This is a genomic window from Pseudoalteromonas sp. AOP7-A1-14 (assembly GCF_052376275.1).
Classification (GTDB): Bacteria; Pseudomonadota; Gammaproteobacteria; order Enterobacterales; family Alteromonadaceae; genus Pseudoalteromonas.
Map to the genome: position 1 here is coordinate 1 of NZ_JBQSVO010000082.1, position 18,111 is coordinate 18,111.

At 38.9% G+C, this 18,111-nt stretch carries 14 protein-coding genes, 3 tRNA genes and 1 pseudogene; 13 read left to right on the top strand and 5 right to left on the bottom strand.

Annotated features, from left to right (window positions below):
- The 7 genes and pseudogenes from ACT3RM_RS12560 to ACT3RM_RS12590 all read left to right on the top strand — a co-directional run.
- Nucleotides 1–383: pseudogene (locus ACT3RM_RS12560) on the top strand (TniQ family protein); the annotation flags it as partial.
- A 4-nt stretch (nucleotides 384–387) separates the two neighbouring features.
- Nucleotides 388–2,475 (top strand): type I-F CRISPR-associated protein Csy2, encoded by a 2,088-nt coding sequence (locus ACT3RM_RS12565; protein ID WP_441995055.1) that lies wholly within the window; start codon nucleotides 388–390, stop codon nucleotides 2,473–2,475.
- 14 nt (nucleotides 2,476–2,489) lie between these two features.
- Nucleotides 2,490–3,542 (top strand): type I-F CRISPR-associated protein Csy3, encoded by a 1,053-nt coding sequence (csy3, locus tag ACT3RM_RS12570; RefSeq protein WP_441995054.1) that lies wholly within the window; start codon nucleotides 2,490–2,492, stop codon nucleotides 3,540–3,542.
- A gap of 2 nt (nucleotides 3,543–3,544) precedes the next feature.
- The gene (cas6f, locus tag ACT3RM_RS12575; RefSeq protein WP_010554110.1) at nucleotides 3,545–4,156 is read left to right on the top strand and encodes a type I-F CRISPR-associated endoribonuclease Cas6/Csy4; all 612 of its coding nucleotides are present in this window, start codon (nucleotides 3,545–3,547) and stop codon (nucleotides 4,154–4,156) included.
- An 880-nt stretch (nucleotides 4,157–5,036) separates the two neighbouring features.
- Nucleotides 5,037–7,745, top strand: coding sequence for a preprotein translocase subunit SecA (gene secA, locus ACT3RM_RS12580; protein WP_441995871.1), 2,709 nt, complete (start codon nucleotides 5,037–5,039; stop codon nucleotides 7,743–7,745).
- A gap of 74 nt (nucleotides 7,746–7,819) precedes the next feature.
- A complete protein-coding gene (gene mutT / locus ACT3RM_RS12585; RefSeq protein WP_441995050.1) occupies nucleotides 7,820–8,230 on the top strand; it encodes an 8-oxo-dGTP diphosphatase MutT in 411 nt (136 codons plus the stop codon).
- A 281-nt stretch (nucleotides 8,231–8,511) separates the two neighbouring features.
- Nucleotides 8,512–10,587, top strand: coding sequence for a M13 family metallopeptidase (locus tag ACT3RM_RS12590; protein ID WP_441995049.1), 2,076 nt, complete (start codon nucleotides 8,512–8,514; stop codon nucleotides 10,585–10,587).
- Between the two features lie 134 nt (nucleotides 10,588–10,721).
- On the opposite strand, the gene ACT3RM_RS12595 is transcribed toward ACT3RM_RS12590, so the two are convergent.
- The 4 genes from ACT3RM_RS12595 to orn all read right to left on the bottom strand — a co-directional run bounded on the left by ACT3RM_RS12595 (nucleotide 10,722) and on the right by orn (nucleotide 11,906).
- A tRNA-Gly gene (locus ACT3RM_RS12595) sits at nucleotides 10,722–10,797 on the bottom strand.
- A gap of 145 nt (nucleotides 10,798–10,942) precedes the next feature.
- Nucleotides 10,943–11,018 (bottom strand) — tRNA-Gly (locus ACT3RM_RS12600).
- Between the two features lie 66 nt (nucleotides 11,019–11,084).
- Nucleotides 11,085–11,160, bottom strand: a tRNA-Gly gene (locus ACT3RM_RS12605).
- Between the two features lie 200 nt (nucleotides 11,161–11,360).
- Nucleotides 11,361–11,906: an oligoribonuclease gene (gene orn / locus ACT3RM_RS12610; protein WP_441993420.1), complete on the bottom strand. Its 546-nt coding sequence runs from the start codon at nucleotides 11,904–11,906 to the stop codon at nucleotides 11,361–11,363.
- 120 nt (nucleotides 11,907–12,026) lie between these two features.
- Here orn and rsgA point away from each other — a divergent pair, with 120 nt between their 5' ends.
- Both rsgA and asd read left to right on the top strand, forming a co-directional pair.
- Nucleotides 12,027–13,085: a small ribosomal subunit biogenesis GTPase RsgA gene (gene rsgA, locus ACT3RM_RS12615; protein ID WP_441836082.1), complete on the top strand. Its 1,059-nt coding sequence runs from the start codon at nucleotides 12,027–12,029 to the stop codon at nucleotides 13,083–13,085.
- Nucleotides 13,086–13,102: 17 nt separating this feature from the next.
- Nucleotides 13,103–13,969 carry an archaetidylserine decarboxylase gene (asd, locus tag ACT3RM_RS12620; protein ID WP_441836081.1) on the top strand — a complete coding sequence of 289 codons (867 nt, stop codon included), beginning with the start codon at nucleotides 13,103–13,105 and terminating at the stop codon, nucleotides 13,967–13,969.
- An 80-nt stretch (nucleotides 13,970–14,049) separates the two neighbouring features.
- Here asd and ACT3RM_RS12625 read toward each other — a convergent pair whose 3' ends face one another.
- The gene (locus ACT3RM_RS12625; protein WP_441836080.1) at nucleotides 14,050–14,619 is read right to left on the bottom strand and encodes a BON domain-containing protein; all 570 of its coding nucleotides are present in this window, start codon (nucleotides 14,617–14,619) and stop codon (nucleotides 14,050–14,052) included.
- Between the two features lie 308 nt (nucleotides 14,620–14,927).
- Here ACT3RM_RS12625 and ACT3RM_RS12630 point away from each other — a divergent pair, with 308 nt between their 5' ends.
- The 4 genes from ACT3RM_RS12630 to ACT3RM_RS12645 form a co-directional block, all read left to right on the top strand.
- A complete protein-coding gene (locus tag ACT3RM_RS12630; protein WP_441836079.1) occupies nucleotides 14,928–15,584 on the top strand; it encodes a LiaF domain-containing protein in 657 nt (218 codons plus the stop codon).
- Between the two features lie 494 nt (nucleotides 15,585–16,078).
- Entirely contained in the window at nucleotides 16,079–17,083 is a 1,005-nt protein-coding gene (gene dusA, locus ACT3RM_RS12635; protein ID WP_441836078.1) for a tRNA dihydrouridine(20/20a) synthase DusA, read from the top strand.
- A gap of 235 nt (nucleotides 17,084–17,318) precedes the next feature.
- Nucleotides 17,319–17,993 carry a PspA/IM30 family protein gene (locus ACT3RM_RS12640; RefSeq protein ID WP_441995378.1) on the top strand — a complete coding sequence of 225 codons (675 nt, stop codon included), beginning with the start codon at nucleotides 17,319–17,321 and terminating at the stop codon, nucleotides 17,991–17,993.
- A gap of 8 nt (nucleotides 17,994–18,001) precedes the next feature.
- Nucleotides 18,002–18,111 (top strand): PspC domain-containing protein (locus ACT3RM_RS12645; RefSeq protein WP_441993422.1); only part of this gene is annotated, 110 nt, incomplete at its 3' end.

The following is an 18,111-nucleotide window of genomic DNA, read 5'->3' on the forward strand; positions in this document are numbered from 1 at the left end:
GTCTGTTTAATAAAACAGAGTTTGAGTTTATTTTCGGTGATGCTATTTTGGCTTGCCCCAGTACTCAAATGCAGAGAGAACTTCACTTTATTTATAGGGCTCTATTCGATTATTTAGTTACTTTGGTTGAGGGTAATCCTAAAGCTAAAAAACCAAATACAGCTGACTTATTGGTAAGCGTATTGGAGGCTGCAAGTTTATTAGGCACTTCAGTAGAGCAAGTATATAGATTGTACCAAGATGGTATTTTGCAAACGGCATCTCGTCATAAAATGAACCAGCGAATCAACCCTTATAAGGGGGTGTTTTTTTTAAGGCATGTTATAGAGTACAAAACCAGTTTTGGAAATGGCAAAGCTAGAATGTATTTGTCGGCATGGTGAGTATATGCATTTAAAAGAACTGTTAGAAATTACAGAAACCACTGAGCGAGATAGGTTATTACGTCGTGCTTTTAATCCCTACACAACAACGGTTGATATAACAGGTTGCGAAGGCAATGCTTTAATTATTTTGTTAAACCTGACTTACCGAAAAAACCAAGTTGATGACTTACTGGATAAGCAGCTAGCAAAACAGGCTTTAAAAAGTGAAGACCATATTAATAAATGTATTAAGGAAATAGCGTGGTTTCATACTCATAATTTAAAGTACCCTGATATTAGAGTAAGTAAGCAAAATTTAGGTGTAGCGCCTCCACAACTGCAACCTTATGTTTTGAGTAGTGCTAACTATCCTAAAGCCTATGGCTGGTCACATGATTCTGCTAAGGTAAATGTAGCTAAATTATTTGTTAGTTACTTTAAATGGAAAGATGAAGATTATTGTTTGGCGCAAGTATTGGCTACGTACTCAGATAACTGGAAAGCCGCATTTACCACTCTTGGGTTATCCGTTAAGGCTTTTAAAAGCTTATGTGCAACCGTTAAAGAATCATTGCTTGAAGAGGACGTCCCTGACTATGTTGACCGCTATTCTCGCCAAGTCAGAATGCCTTATCATGATGGTTACTTAGCTGTTACGCCTGTAATTAGCCATGTTGTTCAATCAAAAATTCAGCAGGCGGCAATTGATAAACGAGCTCGTTTTAGCAATGTAGAGTTTACGCGTCCTGCTGCTGTCAGTATGTTAGCTGCTTCCTTAGGTGGGGTTGTTAATGTGCTTAATTACCCTCCTAAGATACTAAATAAATATCATGGTTTAAGTAGTTCTCGACAATTTAAATTAAATAATGGGCAAACAGTATTTAACGTAGGGGCACTATTAAAATCGGAATTCATTAAAGCTTTAGAGGGTATTATATTTAGTAATAACGCTTTGGCTCTTAAACAACGTAGACAACAAAAAGTTAAGAGTATTAAAGAAGTAAGAAACACGCTTTTAGAATGGTTTTCACCTGTATTTGAATGGCGCTTGGACGTTATTGAGAATGGGCATGACTTAGAACAGCTTGAGAGTGCTTCAGACCAACTAGAGTATAAAATACTATCGCTGCCCGACGATGAACTCCCTTCGCTAACTATTCCCTTATTTAGCTTACTAAATGAGATGCTGGGCAAAGTGCATATGACACAAAGGTATGCTTTTCATCCTAAATTAATGAGCCCTTTGAAAGCAGCTTTACATTGGCTACTTATCAACCTTACAGATCAAAAAAATGAACCGATAGAAGTAGATGAAGAACATTTTCGTTATTTACATTTAAGCGGCTTGCGTGTGTTTGATGCACAAGCGTTATCGAACCCTTACTGCTCAGGTATTCCATCTTTAACCGCTGTTTGGGGCATGCTTCATAGCTACCAAAGAAAACTTAATGAGGCGCTTAGGACAAATGTACGATTCACATCTTTTTCATGGTTTATTAAGGATTACGCTGCGGTTGCAGGGAAAAAGCTTCCTGAACTCAGCCTGCAAGGCGCTCAGCGAAATAAGCTTAAGCGCCCAGGAATTATTGATGGAAAATACTGTGACTTGGTATTTGATTTAATAGTACATATTGATGGCTATGATGATGATTTACAAAAAGTAGATAGTGAGCCAGATATTTTGAAAGCGCATTTCCCATCTACCTTTGCAGGTGGTGTTATGCATCAGCCTCAGCTTTCTTCAAACGTAAATTGGTGCTGTTTGTATAGTAATGAAAATCAGCTGTTTGAAAAGTTAAGGCGACTCCCTTTATCAGGTTGCTGGGTAATGCCAACGGAGCACAAAATAGGGGATTTAGATGCGCTACTCTTGCTATTAAATAACGACTCTAAATTGAGCCCATCTATGACGGGGTATATGTTACTTACTGAAGCCAAAGCTAGAGTAGGAGCGCTTGAAAAGCTACATTGTTATGCTGAACCAGCAATAGGAGTGGTGAAATACGAAACGGCCATTAGTGTTAGGTTAAAAGGTATTGGTAACTATTTTAATAGCGCTTTTTGGGTGCTAGATGCACAAGAAAAGTTTATGCTAATGAAAAAAGTTTAACCGGAAAATACTTAATGGAACTATGTAATATATTAAAATATGACCGCTCGCTTTACCCTGGTAAAGCTGTGTTTTTTTATAAAACGGCTGACTCTGATTTTGTTCCTCTAGAGGCTGATATTAATAAAATTCGAGGCCCTAAATCTGGTTTTACTGAAGCATTCACCCCGCAGTTTTTTCCAAAAAACATCTCACCTCAGGACTTAACACATAACAATATATTAACTCTAGAAGAGTGTTATGTGCCTCCAAATGTCGAACATATATTTTGCAGGTTTTCTTTGAGGGTAAAGGCTAACTCGTTGGCTCCTTCAGGCTGTAGTGACCCAGAGATTTTCTCTTTATTAAAAGAGTTGGCCACAACATTTAAAGAGTGCGGGGGTTATAAAGAGTTAGCTGTAAGATATTGTCGAAATATTTTGTTGGGTACATGGCTTTGGCGTAATCAAAACACGGGTAACACTCAAATTGAAATTAAAACCAGCAAAGGGAATCGTTATTTAATCGATAACACCCGTAAGTTGGCTTGGGAAAGTAAGTGGGCTTCTGATGATCAAAGAGTACTAGAGGAACTAAGTAATGAAATTGAGAGCGCATTAACTGATCCCAATGTGTTTTGGAGTGCCGATATAACCGCGAAAATAGAAGCCTCATTTTGCCAAGAGGTTTACCCAAGCCAAACCCTTAACGACAAGGTTAAGCAAGGAGAGGCCTCAAAACAGTTTGTAAAATCTAAGTGTGCAGATGGCCGTTACGCTGTAAGTTTTAATTCAGTAAAAATAGGTGCAGCGCTTCAGTCAATTGATGATTGGTGGGATGAGGATGCAAGTAAAAGATTACGTGTGCATGAGTTTGGTGCAGATAAAGAAATAGGCATTGCCCGACGTCCTCCCGATTCTGAGCAGAACTTTTATTCTATTTTCAAAAATACTGAATGGTATTTATCAGCCCTTAAAAATTGTATTACTAATAAAAATGAAAATATAGACCCAGCTATTTATTATTTATTTTCTGTATTGATTAAGGGCGGAATGTTCCAGAAAAAAGCAGAGGCTAAAAAGGCGTAGTTATGCAAAGGTATTACTTCACAGTCCACTTTTTACCAAAACAAGCCAATCTAGCGCTGCTTACTGGCCGTTGTATTTCTATCATGCATGGGTTTATTTTAAAGCATAATATTGAAGGAATGGGAGTTACGTTTCCTGCTTGGTCAGACTCATCAATTGGCAATGTAATTGCTTTTGTTCATAAGGATATGGAGGTTTTAAACAGCCTTAAAGAGCAAGCATACTTTGTTGACATGCAAGATTGTGGCTTTTTTAAAATAAGCCAAATTTCAACCGTTCCTGACAGTTGCCAAGAAGTACGTTTTATACGTAATCAGTCGGTAGCAAAAATATTCACAGGTGAAAGTAGGAGAAGATTAAAGCGCCTGCAAAAAAGAGCATTAGCAAGAGGTGAAGATTTTAATCCTAAAAAGCTCGAAGCTCCCCGAGAGATTGATATATTTCATAGGGTAGCTATGACTAGTAAGAGTTCACAAGAAGATTATATTCTTCATATTCAAAAGCAAGATGCCGATTGCCAAGCAGAGCCAGTCTTGAGTAATTATGGTTTTTCCTCAAATGAAAAGTTTAAGGGCACGGTTCCTGATTTATCACCTTTAATAGAAAGTAATTAACCTTTATTAATGTCTTCATTATAAGCCGTTGATAACAGAACCCTCTGAGCAAGCATATAAAAATATGGGTAAAATTGAATTTGCTTTTTAATTATATGAATTATATAAATAAGCTTAGCTACTTTTATAGTGACCTGCCGAGTAGGCAGCTGAGAATTAAAGGAATGAAAGGAATACAGCTATAAAGCAGTGACCTGCCGAGTAGGCAGCTGAGAATGGATTTGGATTACATGTGCCATCGAAATAAAGGTGATCTGCCGTATAGGCAGCTGATAATGACGGCTCTATTATAATAGTTGACCGCTCAATGTGACCTGCCGTATAGGCAGCTGAAGATAAAAACAATCGATTCGATGTTTAAGTTAATGTAACTCTGCCGAAAAGGCAGTGAGTAGTAATTGAAAAAACCAGTCTTATATTTAAAGGCTGGTTTTTTGTTTTTAGTGTAATAATATTTATGTCATTATGTCATTATGTCATTATGTCATTATGTCATTGTATGGTTGTATTTTATGTCATTGAATGGTTGCAGATTAATTGTAAGTTACTAATATATTTAACCAGTGTATGTCACGCTTTGCTTGCAGCGACATAAAGTGCCGCCATATCTATACAGTTGCTGATAATTCAGAACACTAATAATTTTAACTTTACGTATATGTCACTAATTTTTTGACTAAAATGGCTATCAGGTTAAACGGGTAGTTTGTTGTGTGGCAGAGTCTGTTATAGTAGCGCACGTATTAAGCGGCGCTTGATATACGAAAAGTATTAAATTGATAATTAATATGTTCTTTATAAGCCATATATTAATTATCAATTATAACAAATGGGTTAGTTGATACACAACTAACAAACAGAAGATTGTAACGGTTTTATCATGATATCTAATTTATTTACCAAGGTTTTTGGTAGTCGCAATGATCGCACTATTAAAAATCTTAGAAAGACGGTCGCGCTTATCAATGCGCTTGAAACGCAATTAGAAGCACTTTCAGATGAAGATCTGAAAGCCAAAACAGCTGAATTTAGACAACGTTACGATGACGGACAAAGTCTTGATGACATTTTACCAGAAGCATTTGCTGTGGTACGTGAAGCATCGAAACGTGTAAACAGCATGCGTCACTTTGACGTACAGTTAATAGGTGGCATGGTTTTAAACCAAGGTCGCATTGCAGAAATGCGTACCGGTGAGGGTAAAACCTTAACAGCTTCTTTACCTGCTTATTTGCATGGTTTAACCGGGAAAGGTGTTCACGTTATTACCGTGAATGACTATCTTGCAAAGCGTGATGCGGAGACTAACCGTCCATTGTTTGAATTTTTAGGTTTAACAGTCGGTTGCAACGTGCCAGGCATGATGCCAGACCAAAAAAAACAAGCGTATACGGCTGATATAACTTACGGTACCAATAATGAGTTCGGTTTTGATTACCTACGTGACAACATGGCATTTAATATTGAAGAACGTGTACAGCGTCCACTTTATTATGCGGTCGTCGATGAAGTGGATTCTATTTTGATCGATGAAGCACGTACACCGTTGGTTATTTCAGGCCCTGCTGAAGATGGTTCTGAGCTATATATTGAAATCAACAAGGTTGTTCCGTTACTTGAGCTTCAAGAAAAAGAAGATGAAGAGGGCGTAGAAGGCGATGGCGATTTCACGATTGATGAAAAATCAAAGCAAGTTCATTTAACTGAACGTGGTCAAATAAAGGTTGAAGACTTATTAACTGAGCGAGGCTTGATTGAAGAAGGAGATTCACTTTATTCAGCAAGCAGTATCACCCTGTTAAGCCACGTTTACTCAGCGCTTCGTGCCCATAAGCTGTATCAAAAAGATGTTGATTACGTTGTAAAAGAAAACGAAGTAATCATTGTTGATGAGCATACTGGTCGTACTATGGAAGGTCGCCGTTGGTCTGAAGGTTTACATCAAGCTGTTGAAGCGAAAGAAAATGTAAAAATTCAAAACGAAAACCAAACGCTGGCATCAATTACCTTTCAAAACTACTTCCGCTTGTACGATGTTCTTGCGGGTATGACAGGTACTGCCGATACTGAAGCTTTTGAGTTTCAGTCAATTTATGGTTTAGATACTGTTGTTATCCCAACTAATAAACCGATGGTTCGTGATGATCGTGCTGACTTAGTGTATTTAACTCAAGAAGAAAAGTACGAAGCGATTTTGGCTGATATTAAAGATTGCCAAGAGCGCGGTCAGCCGGTACTTGTTGGTACGGTTTCAATTGAAAGTTCAGAGTACTTATCGCAATTTTTACGTAAAGAAAAAACTAAGCATAATGTACTAAATGCCAAGTTCCATGCTCAAGAAGCGGATATCGTTTCAGACGCAGGTTTACCGGGTACAGTGACTATTGCGACTAATATGGCGGGTCGTGGTACTGATATCGTATTAGGCGGTAACTGGGGTAGTGAAATTGAAAAACTTGACAACCCAACAGATGAACAAATAAAAGCTATTAAAGATGCATGGCAAATACGCCATGATGCAGTAATTGAAGCTGGTGGCTTGCATATTATCGGTACTGAGCGTCATGAGTCTCGTCGTATTGATAACCAACTACGTGGTCGTTCGGGTCGTCAGGGTGATGCAGGGTCGAGCCGTTTCTACTTATCAATGGATGACGCATTAATGCGTATATTCGCTGGTGAGCGCATGACCAATATGATGCGTAAACTAGGTATGCAACACGGCGAAGCTATTGAGCATCCATGGGTTAATCGCGCAATTGAAAACGCCCAACGTAAAGTAGAAGCACGTAACTTCGATGTACGTAAACAACTACTTGAATACGATGATGTGGCTAACGATCAGCGTCGTGTAGTTTACTCTCAACGTAACGAGTTACTAGAAGAAGGTGATATTTCAGAAACCATCGCAGTTATTCGTGCCGATGTACTGGGTAACTTAATTGACCAATATATTGCACCGCAAAGCTTAGCTGAAATGTGGGATATTCAAGGTCTTGAAGAGCGCTTAAAACAAGACTTCTTAATTGAGCTGCCAATTGCTCAATGGCTTGCAGATGACAATAAACTTTACGAAGAAAAGCTACGTGAACGTATTGAAGAGTCAGTAGAGCAAGCATATAAGCAAAAAGAAGAGATGGTAGGTGATTCAGTTATCCGTCAATTCGAAAAAGCGATTATGTTGCAAAGCCTAGACCAACATTGGAAAGATCACCTAGCTGCGATGGATCATTTACGCCAAGGTATTCACTTACGTGGTTACGCGCAAAAGAACCCTAAGCAAGAGTATAAGCGTGAGTCTTTCGAGTTATTTTCAGAAATGCTTGAGAACTTAAAAGTTGATGTAGTTGGTATTCTAAGTAAAGTAAAAGTTCGCGCTGAAGAAGATGTTGATAAAGTTGAAGAGCAACATCGCAAAAGCGAAAATACACCTCGCGAATATCAACATGAAGAGGCTGAACACGTTGGTGGCGAAACACCACAAGGCGCTGTAGCTAACCAGCGAGCAGAGCCAAAGGTAGGGCGTAACGAGCCTTGCCCATGTGGTTCCGGTCAAAAGTATAAGCAATGTTGCGGTAAGTTAAAGTAATATAAGCTTGTAGTAATATAGAAAAAGCGACGCTAGCGTCGCTTTTTTTATAATTATTTTTAGGAATAGAAAAAATGACAAAAAAAATCATCCATGTCGCTGTTGGAGTTATTTATAAAAGTAATCAGTTGTTTATTTGTAAGCGTCCAGATGATAAGCACCAAGGCGGTTTATGGGAGTTTCCAGGCGGTAAAGTTGAGCAAGGCGAAACCGTATTAGCGGCCCTTAAACGTGAATTACGTGAAGAAGTAAGCCTGAACGTTCATAGCTCCAAAGAACTTATGGTTATTGAACATGACTATAATGATAAGTCTGTGCGTTTAGATGTACACATTGTTGATGACTTTAGTGGCGAAGCACATGGCGCTGAAGGGCAGCAAGGACGGTGGATTGTAATTAATGCACTTGATGATTATAACTTCCCTGCAGCGAATGTAGCAATTATTAATAAGATAAAAAGTATTTATAGCTCATCTTCTAATTAGTATCAGCGAAAGGCGCAGACTTACTTTCTAAACCGTATTTTGCGCTTTTTATTGTCACCTGCTGTAACTGGCAATACGTTATAAAGTCGTCCTAACAAGAGTTCTACTCCTCTTTTCATCGCATAAAAATGCACCTCACCTCTTTTTGATAAAATTTGTTACATATTCAATTTTCATGTTTAGCTAATGCGGTTTATGATGGCATTGAGAATGCTCAATCGATGGTTTATCAAAATCGATAAGAAAATTGTTCATTAAATTACCTAACAAACGAGATTTATATGAAAAAAGTAACACTCACCGCGGCAAGTATCGCACTTGCGCTTGGGTTAGTTGGTTGTGGTGAAAAACAACAAGAAGTTAACACACCAGAGCAAACAACTGTAAGCGAAGCGCCAACACAATTAAACTCAGGTGTAAAACTTGAGAACATGGATAAATCTGTACGTGCTCAAGATGATTTTTATTATCACATGAACGGACAATGGCTTGAGAAAACTGAAATTCCGGGCGATAAGTCTAATTATGGCTCGTTCACTCAGCTTTTTGACGAGTCGCAAAAAGCCATGAAAACCGTGCTTGAAAAAGCCGCAGCAAACACAAATGTTGAACCAGGCTCTGATGAAGCTAAGCTTGCCGATTTTTATAACAGCTATATGGACGAAACCAAGCGTGAAGCGCTAGGTATAAAACCATTACAAGGCACGCTTGATAGCGTTGATACAATAAAAAATAAATCAGATCTAGTTGAGTTAATGGCAGATCTTCGCACCAAAGGCGGAAGTGTCCCATTTGGTTGGTATGTAAATAACGACGCTAAAAACTCAAGTGAAAATGCTCTTTATGTTTTTCAGTCGGGTTTAGGCCTACCTGATCGCGATTACTACTTAAAAGAAGAAGAAAAGTTCACTACTATTCGTGCGCAATACCAAACTTATATTAGTGACGTATTAACCCGTGCTGGTGTTAAAGATGCTGAAGCTGCAGCTGAAAGTATCGTCGCTCTTGAAACCAGCATTGCCAATGCTCAGTGGAGCCGTGTTGAAAGCCGTAATGCCACTAAAGCATACAATAAAATGACAGTGGCTGATGCAAGTAAGTTAACCGGTGAACTTGACCTTGAAGCATACTTTAAAGCGTCAGGTATTAACACCGAAGAGCTTATTGTTCGTCAACCGAGTTACTTTGAAAAACTTGCGGATATTTATAAAGATACCGATTTAGCTACGTGGCAGAATTACCTTAAGTTTCATTTTATTAGCAACTATGCAGGCTTATTAGATAAAGATTTAGTTGATCTTCACTTTGATTTTTATAGCACCACTTTACGTGGCGTTGAAGAACAAGCGCCACTGTGGAAAAAAACCGTTGATGCATCAAATAGTGTGCTTGGTGAAATTTTAGGTAAAGTATACGTTAAAGAAAACTTCCCGCCTGAAGCTAAAGCGCGTATGGAAGAGCTGGTTGATAACGTGATCAAAGGTTATGGCGTAGCAATTAAAAACCTTGAATGGATGAGCCCTGAAACAAAAGTGGCTGCACAGCAAAAACTTGATAAGTTTACCCCTAAAATTGGTTATCCAGATAAATGGAAAGACTACTCTGATCTTGAAATTAAAGCGGATGATTTAGTGGGTAACTATATTCGCCATAGTCAGTGGTCATACGACGATATGATTGCAAAACTAGACAAGCCTGTAGATCGCTCTGAGTGGCACATGACGCCACAAACAGTGAATGCTTACTATAATCCAGTCAATAACGAGATTGTATTTCCAGCGGCTATTCTACAGCCCCCATTTTTTAATTTAGAAGCTGATGATGCAGTTAATTACGGTGCGATTGGTGCTGTAATTGGTCATGAATTAGGTCATGGTTTTGACGACCAAGGTGCTAAATATGATGGTGACGGCAATTTACGTGATTGGTGGAGCGAGTCAGACCTTAAGCAATTTGAAGCGCGTACAAGTCAGTTAGTTGAACAATATAACGAATATAAACCTTTTGAAGATGCGAGTGTAAACGGCGAACTAACATTAGGCGAAAATATTGGTGATTTAGGCGGCCTAACTGTTGCTTATAAAGCTTACCAACTATCCTTAGGTGATAAGGACAAAGCGCCAATTATTGATGGTTACACAGGCGATCAGCGCTTCTTTATGGGGTGGTCACAAATTTGGCGTCGTAAGTATCGTAATGAAGAACTGCGTAACCGATTAATGACAGACCCTCATTCGCCAAGCCACTACCGTGTGATTGGTATTTTGTCGAATATGCCTGAATTTTATGAAGCGTTTGATGTCAAAGAAGGTGACAAAATGTATATCAAACCTGAAGATCGCGTAAAAATTTGGTAGTTATTGATACAAAGCTATAAGAATTAAAAAACGGTACTGAGTGCCGTTTTTTTATGGCTGGATAAAAAATAGTAAAAAGAATTAGTTAAATAATATTTGGTAATGAATAATGAGGGAAAATATAAATAAGATATTGGAGCGGCACACGAGGCTCGAACTCGTGACCTCGACCTTGGCAAGGTCGCGCTCTACCAACTGAGCTAGTGCCGCATTTCAAGTTAGTCAGTAATTTGTCCGTTGTGCGCGACAAGTCGCGGTAGAACGTTCTGGCAACTGAGCTAGTGCCGCATTGTAACTTCATTTTGAAGATTTTAACTTGAAATTATCTAGTTGCTGCAATTTCTTTGGTTGAAATTGGAGCGGCACACGAGGCTCGAACTCGTGACCTCGACCTTGGCAAGGTCGCGCTCTACCAACTGAGCTAGTGCCGCATTGTAACTTCATTTTGAAGATTTAACTTGAAATTATCTAGTTGCTGCAATTTCTTTGGTTGAAATTGGAGCGGCACACGAGGCTCGAACTCGTGACCTCGACCTTGGCAAGGTCGCGCTCTACCAACTGAGCTAGTGCCGCATTTCAAGTTAGTCAGTAATTTGTCCGTTGTGCGCGACAAGTCGCGGTAGAACGTTCTGGCAACTGAGCTAGTGCCGTATCAATATTTTTCAAATAAAAAATATTGATTATCAAGTTACTTAAACACATTAACCCCGCGAGGGTTATCGTCTTAAGCGGGGCAGGATTTTACAATAATCCGATGTGTTTGCAAGTGTTTTTTACAATTTAAAGAAATTTTCTCGGTAGATTTTTAATTCCATAATCGAATCTTTTATGTCGTCTAAAGCAAGGTGTGAGCCTTTTTTGTTCACTTGTTCAAGTACATCAGGTTTCCAGCGACGAGCAAGCTCTTTAATTGTGCTTACGTCTAAATTTCTGTAATGAAAGAAATCTTCAAGTGTTGGCATATATTTATTCATAAAGCGACGATCTTGGCCAATCGAGTTACCGCACATAGGTGATGTGGCCTCTGGAACCCATTGCTTTAAAAATTCTAAGGTTTGCTCAACTGCATCTTGCTCGTTAAATTTACTGGCTTTACAGCGTGCTGTTAACCCAGACTTGCCATGTTGCGTGGTGCACCATTCATCCATGCCATTGAGCAGTTCGTCGCTTTGATGAATAGCGACTGTTGGCCCTTCAGCCAGAATGTTTAACTCACTATCGGTGACAATAGTGGCAATTTCGAGTATTTTATCTGTTACTGGTTCAAGACCTGTCATTTCGAGGTCAAGCCAGATTAAATTTGATTTATGAAAAGACATAATTACCTAAGCGGTGCTTCCTTTAGATCCAGCGCATTTCGATATATCATATTAGTATCAACCGTCGACCTAAAGCTTTTTTTCCAAAAAGCCGACATTTAACTTATTTTAAGGCCAAAAGTGGCGAAGCAGAAAAAATTAAGTAAAGGCCAATCCCGTAGGATAAAGGCTAACCATCAAAAGCGTTTATCAAGTGCTGGTGACAAACCTGCAAAAGGTGAAGGCTCGCAATGGCAAACAGACAATTTAGGCCCCACTGAAGATGCGGTGGTGATTAGCCGTTTTGGACAGCATGCGGATATTGAAACCCAAACCGGTGAAGTTTTACGCTGTAATATTCGCCGTACCGTGTCTGGTATTGTATGTGGTGATGAAGTTATTTTTCGCCGCGCTAAAGTCAGCGAAGGTGATTTAGCGGGCGTTATTGAAGCAATCCAAGAGCGCCGTTCACAGTTAACTCGCCCTGACTTTTACGACGGTGTAAAAGTAGTTGCTGCTAATATCGATCAAATATTAATGGTGTCGGCAGTATTACCTGAATTTACCGCGAGTATTATCGACCGTTACCTTGTTGCCTGTGAAGATATGGGTATCGAGCCTATTTTAGTGCTGAATAAAATCGACTTAATAGATGACGAAGGTTTAGCAGTTATTAATAGCACTTTAGATATTTACCGTGGGCTTGGGTATCAAGTGTTATTAGTGAGTAATACAAGCGGCGAAGGTATCGTTGAGCTTAAACAAGCATTGGTAGGCAAAAATAATATTTTTGTTGGTCAAAGTGGTGTGGGTAAATCGACATTAGTTAATACTGTTTTACCTGATGCGGAAATCCTAACTAAACAAGTCTCTGAAAATAGTGGGTTAGGGCAACATACCACCACCGTATCACGATTACACCATTTACCGTCAGGCGGTAATTTGATTGATTCACCAGGTATTCGTGAGTTTGGTTTATGGCATTTAGATGTTGAGCGAGTGACGTGGTGTTTTAAAGAGTTTCGTGAATTTATAGGTGGTTGCCGCTTCAGAGACTGTAAGCATTTGAACGATCCAGGTTGTATTATTCGCCAAGCAGTGGATGACGGTGACATCTCAGGGTTACGCTTTGATAGCTACCACAGAATTTTAGAAACAATGGCCGATGGCCGTGCCGGTGCTCGTGCTCCGCGCGTATAATTTTAGGAAGAAAAAAAGTGAGCTTAGATAAATTAAAAATTACCCTGCAGTACGTAATGCCCAAACATTTTTTATCACGCATGGTGGGTAAATTAGCGGCTGCAAAAGCGGGTTGGCTAACAACAAGTTTAATTAAGTTATTTATTAAACAATATAAAGTTAACATGGCTGAAGCAGAGCATTCGAACCCAGAATATTATAAAACTTTTAATGAGTTTTTCACACGTCCTCTTAAAGATGGCGTTAGACCGCTCGTTGAAGATAAAGACATTATTAGCCAGCCTGTTGATGGCGCAATTAGTCAGTTAGGTGACATTGTTGATGGACAGTTAATCCAAGCTAAAGGCCACAATTACAGCTTACAAGCGTTATTAGGTGGTAATGAAAAAGACAGCGAGCCTATGCTTGGTGGTAAATTTGCGACTATTTATTTAGCGCCGAAAGACTATCACCGAATTCATATGCCGATTGATGGCACGCTGAGTAAAATGATTTACGTGCCAGGTGATTTATTTTCTGTAAACCCATTAACAGCACAAAATGTCCCTAACCTATTTGCGCGTAACGAGCGTGTTGTGGCTATTTTTGATACTGAAATTGGCCCATTAGCAATGGTCTTAGTTGGTGCTACAATTGTTGCAAGCATTGAAACTGTTTGGGCGGGTACTGTCACGCCACCGGCAGGTAAAGATGTATTTAGCTGGAACTACCCTAAATCAGGCGAACAAGCTATTACGCTTAAAAAAGGTGAAGAAATGGGGCGCTTTAAATTGGGCTCGACAGTGGTGCTTGCTTGGGGTGCTAATAAAGCGGATATTTTAGACTCAGAGCAGCCTGAAACAGTGACCCGCATGGGTGAAGCTTTTGCTAAAATAGTTGATTAAGGTGTTTGATCTTAAATAGACAGCCGTTAAACATAGAAAAGCCCAGCAATACTGGGCTTTTTGATAATTTATAACTTAAATTATTCAGCAACAACAGTCAGTTCATCAACTACGCTGCGAACATCTTCAGCATTTTTGGCAATTTTAACCGCTAATTGTTTTTCAGCATCTGATTTAACAGAACCATTAAGTGTTACTACACCATTGTCGGTATCGACATCAATGTCAGTGCCACCCACTTCTGAGGTAAATAAGTAACGAGTAGTGATCACCGTGCTAATTTTAGCATCTGTTAAATCACTTTCTGAGTCGTCCATCTCTTTATCCATCGCAGAATTTGCTGTTTTAGCGTCTTTAACCACGGTAAGTTGATTATCAATATCACTAACGCCTTCAAGGCTTAACACTAGCTCTTCAGCCAATTCTTTATCAAGGTCGTTATTTACTTTACCCGTTAAAACGACTTCGCCGTTTTTAACATCTGTATTGATGTCAAAATTATTTAAGTTGGTATTCATTAGCAGAACGGTTTCTGCTTTACCATCAATCCACGCATCTTTACTTTCATTTTCCCAATTACTAGCATTTGCACCCATAGCTGTTGTACCTAGAACTAATGCGGCGATCATAGACTTATTAAATGTTTTCATAATCTCTCTCCTTCTGATTAAAGACAGTTATATCTAAGCGAATAGCATGCCAAGATTATAATTATTAATAATCAGTAGGTTACGGTTTAACTTTAACAGTGAATAATATCTTTGGTAATTATTTACAGACGGACAAGTAATTTATTCAGCTAATGTAGAATTGACTATAAAATAGCATTTTTTATTAATCTATCGTTAATATAACTAATGATTATAATTACATTTAAATATAATTAGCTGATATTATTAGTAAAAAAAGTGGCGTGAGTATTGCTTTCTAGTTTGTTAAAAATATATAAGGAATAACCATGAGCGTAAAATTAGCAGATCGTCCCATCGAACAAGTGCGAGAAGAAGTGATAGACCAGCTGATCTATAACTACAGCCATGCAGTGATCTCTGCTGATGCATTTGAGCGACGCTTAGATAAAGCCATGGAGGCTAGCAATAATGAAGCACTGATTGGTTTAGTCAGTGATTTAGAACTAAAAGTAGATAAAAACTACCATAGCGAAAAGCATGCGCAATTTACGCCAAACTATAGCCACAACAGCACAGAAGAAACCCTACAGCTACGTAGTATCTTAGGTTCTAACGAACGTAGCGGCCAGTGGTTAGTGCCCAAGCATATTTACCTAACTAACGTGTTGGGCTCTATTGAGCTTGATTTTACGGATGCTATTTTTGAACACCAACACGTCACTATTCATGTGCGTTGCGTATTAGGCAGCGACGAAATTTATGTACCTGAACACGTTAATGTTGTATCAAAAATATTTAGTATTATAGGCAGTGTTGAAAACAAATCGGTCTCGCTTAATAAACGTCAAGGTCCGACGATTACCATCGAAGGCGAGGTGATATTAGGCTCAGTTGAAATTAAAATAAAACGTACCATTAAAGAAAAGTTTGTCAGTTTTGCCAACAGCCTGCGCAGCAGCTGGCAAAGTATGAATAAGCCTTAAGATATTTGGCATTATTTAATTCGCTTTTGTGATGAGCATGATATAGCGCTCCTTGCAAAAGTGCAGCCAATGTTAAGACCTACCTAATAAGATACCTTCCTCCTTCAATGTTATACGTGGTTAGCTGATTTATACCCAAGCCACCTCAAGATGCAGAATTCAGCGTTTCGCAGGGGCTTAATATCAAGGCGTTACTTTGCAACAATGGCAGTCCCTTTTAAGAAGTAGCAACGATGAGAGTAAGTGCCTGTGAAACGCCCAATAGGTTGGTTTAAAGCGATTTATACTGCGTTATTGATTTTAATAATAGAACCACTATTACTTGCAATCAATGCCTTGCCTAAATCGCTTTTAATTCCAACTGAAACTCGCATCTTGAGGTGGTTTGGGTATATAATCCGCCGCTTGATTTTTATACTTTTAAAAGCAATTACGTTTTTAAAAACCCCGCGATTAATTAAGTGTGCCCAGTAAGGCAATTTGGAATAATTTTTATGAATGGTAAGACCTTAACTCAAAATAAAGCTCCTTTAAATCAAAGCTTTCGTCGCTTTAGTGTGGCTCCAATGCTTGATTGGACAGACCGTCACTGTCGCACTTTTCACCGTAAAATGACAAAACATACGGTGCTTTACACAGAAATGATAACAACTGGTGCTATTTTATTTGGTCGCGGTGATTATTTACATTTTAACCACCACGAAAACCCTGTTGCTTTACAGTTAGGTGGCTCTGATCCTGATGATTTAGCCAAATGCGCTAAGCTTGCCGCTGAGCGTGACTATGATGAAATAAACTTAAATGTAGGTTGCCCATCAGATCGCGTGAAAAAAGGCCGCTTTGGCGCCTGCTTAATGGGCGAACCTGCACTTGTTGCTGAATGTGTAGCTGCGATGAAGGCTGAGGTAGATATTCCGGTAACAGTTAAAACCCGTATTGGAATTGACGAACAAGACTCTTATGAGTTTTTGTGTGCGCTGATTGAAGCAAGCCATAAAGTGGGTTGTAATGACTTTATTATTCATGCCCGTAAAGCATGGCTCAGTGGGTTAAGCCCAAAAGAAAACCGCGATGTCCCGCCGCTTGATTATCCGCGTGTTTATCAGCTTAAAAAAGATTACCCGCAACTAGATTTAAGCATTAATGGTGGTGTTAAAACAATTGCTGATAGTTTAACGCATCTTAATCAAATAGATGGCGTTATGATTGGTCGTGAAGCTTATAGCAATCCATTTATCTTAAGCGAAGTAGATGAAAAAATTTATGGTGATAGCCCATTTATACTTTCACGCCATGATGTTGTGCGCGCTATGTATGATTATATTGAAGATGAAATGCGCCAAGGTGCTAACTTTTGGCATATTGCCCGCCATATGCTGGGAATATTTCAGGGTCAACCGGGTGCACGAGGATTTAGGCGTCATTTGTCTGAAAATGGTCATGGTAAGCAAGCTGATTTATCGGTAATGGATAAAGCGCTTAGTTTTGTGCCCGAGTAGGTAATCCGTAATCTGCCTAAAAAGCTGCTATTAAGTGGCTTTTTTTGATCCTAAAATTTAGTGAAAAAGTTAATTTTTTAGTCAAATTAGCATTTTTACATTCAGCTTACAGTCACTAAATTTATGAGTTTTAATCGCCAAGGTATTGATTTTAAATATGTAAAATGCTAGCTATGTAACTTGGCATAAGAATTGGAATCTCTTAGTTGTAAAAGATAATCAACAGGAGAATCAAATGGGTGTTATTAATCGCGTTAACGATATTATTCAATCGAATATTTCAGCGGCTTTAGATAAAGCGGAAGATCCAGAAAAATTATTAAACTTACTGATCCAGCAAATGCAAGATGCTCTTGTTGGGTGTCGTGCGACAGCCGCTACTTTTTTAATGCAAGAAAAACAACTTAAACGTGAGCTAGCAGCTAAGCAATTAAATAGCGATGCTTGGCAGGTTAAAGCTGAAAAAGCACTGCTTAAAAACCGCGATGATTTAGCTAAAGCGGCATTACTTGAAAAGCAGCGTACTACTACTCAAATCCAAAATCAGCAAGTTGAGCTTACTAACGTCGCTGAATCAATAGAAAAATTAACCGCCGACTGCCAGCGTTTACAAAATAAGTTAACTGAAGCAAAAGCAAAGCAGCTGAGTTATCTGCGTAAAGAGCAAGTACTTCAGGCGCGCGTAAAAGTTAAGCAGCAGTTACATAGCGATAAAGTAGCAGATGCACTCGCGCGTTTTGAAATTATAGAAAGGCGCGTTGAGTCAATTGAGTCACAAGTTGATGCTTACGACTTAACGGGTAGTAATAGTGCCCATAATACGGCTGAGCAGATAGATGAACTCGTTAAAAACTCTGCACTTGAGCAAGAGTTGCAGGCACTTAAAAGTAAACGACAAGAACTCGCTTAGGAGGCATTATGAATACCTATCAACATCATCAAAAGTGGTCAAAAAATCCAGCTAATAAAAAAATATTTGGTGTGTGCAGTGGTTTAGCAAGACGCTTTGAATTACCTGTTTGGGCTAC

Bases quoted from the DNA above. Each gene is read 5' to 3' on its own strand.
- csy3 (WP_441995054.1), top strand. From the start codon at position 2,490: ATGGAACTATGTAATATATTAAAATATGACCGCTCGCTTTACCCTGGT.
- ACT3RM_RS12565 (WP_441995055.1), top strand. From the start codon at position 388: ATGCATTTAAAAGAACTGTTAGAAATTACAGAAACCACTGAGCGAGAT.
- mutT (WP_441995050.1), top strand. From the start codon at position 7,820: ATGACAAAAAAAATCATCCATGTCGCTGTTGGAGTTATTTATAAAAGT.
- dusA (WP_441836078.1), top strand. From the start codon at position 16,079: ATGAATGGTAAGACCTTAACTCAAAATAAAGCTCCTTTAAATCAAAGC.
- ACT3RM_RS12625 (WP_441836080.1), bottom strand. From the start codon at position 14,619: ATGAAAACATTTAATAAGTCTATGATCGCCGCATTAGTTCTAGGTACA.
- cas6f (WP_010554110.1), top strand. From the start codon at position 3,545: ATGCAAAGGTATTACTTCACAGTCCACTTTTTACCAAAACAAGCCAAT.
- ACT3RM_RS12630 (WP_441836079.1), top strand. From the start codon at position 14,928: ATGAGCGTAAAATTAGCAGATCGTCCCATCGAACAAGTGCGAGAAGAA.
- ACT3RM_RS12640 (WP_441995378.1), top strand. From the start codon at position 17,319: ATGGGTGTTATTAATCGCGTTAACGATATTATTCAATCGAATATTTCA.
- ACT3RM_RS12590 (WP_441995049.1), top strand. From the start codon at position 8,512: ATGAAAAAAGTAACACTCACCGCGGCAAGTATCGCACTTGCGCTTGGG.
- orn (WP_441993420.1), bottom strand. From the start codon at position 11,906: ATGTCTTTTCATAAATCAAATTTAATCTGGCTTGACCTCGAAATGACA.
- secA (WP_441995871.1), top strand. From the start codon at position 5,037: ATGATATCTAATTTATTTACCAAGGTTTTTGGTAGTCGCAATGATCGC.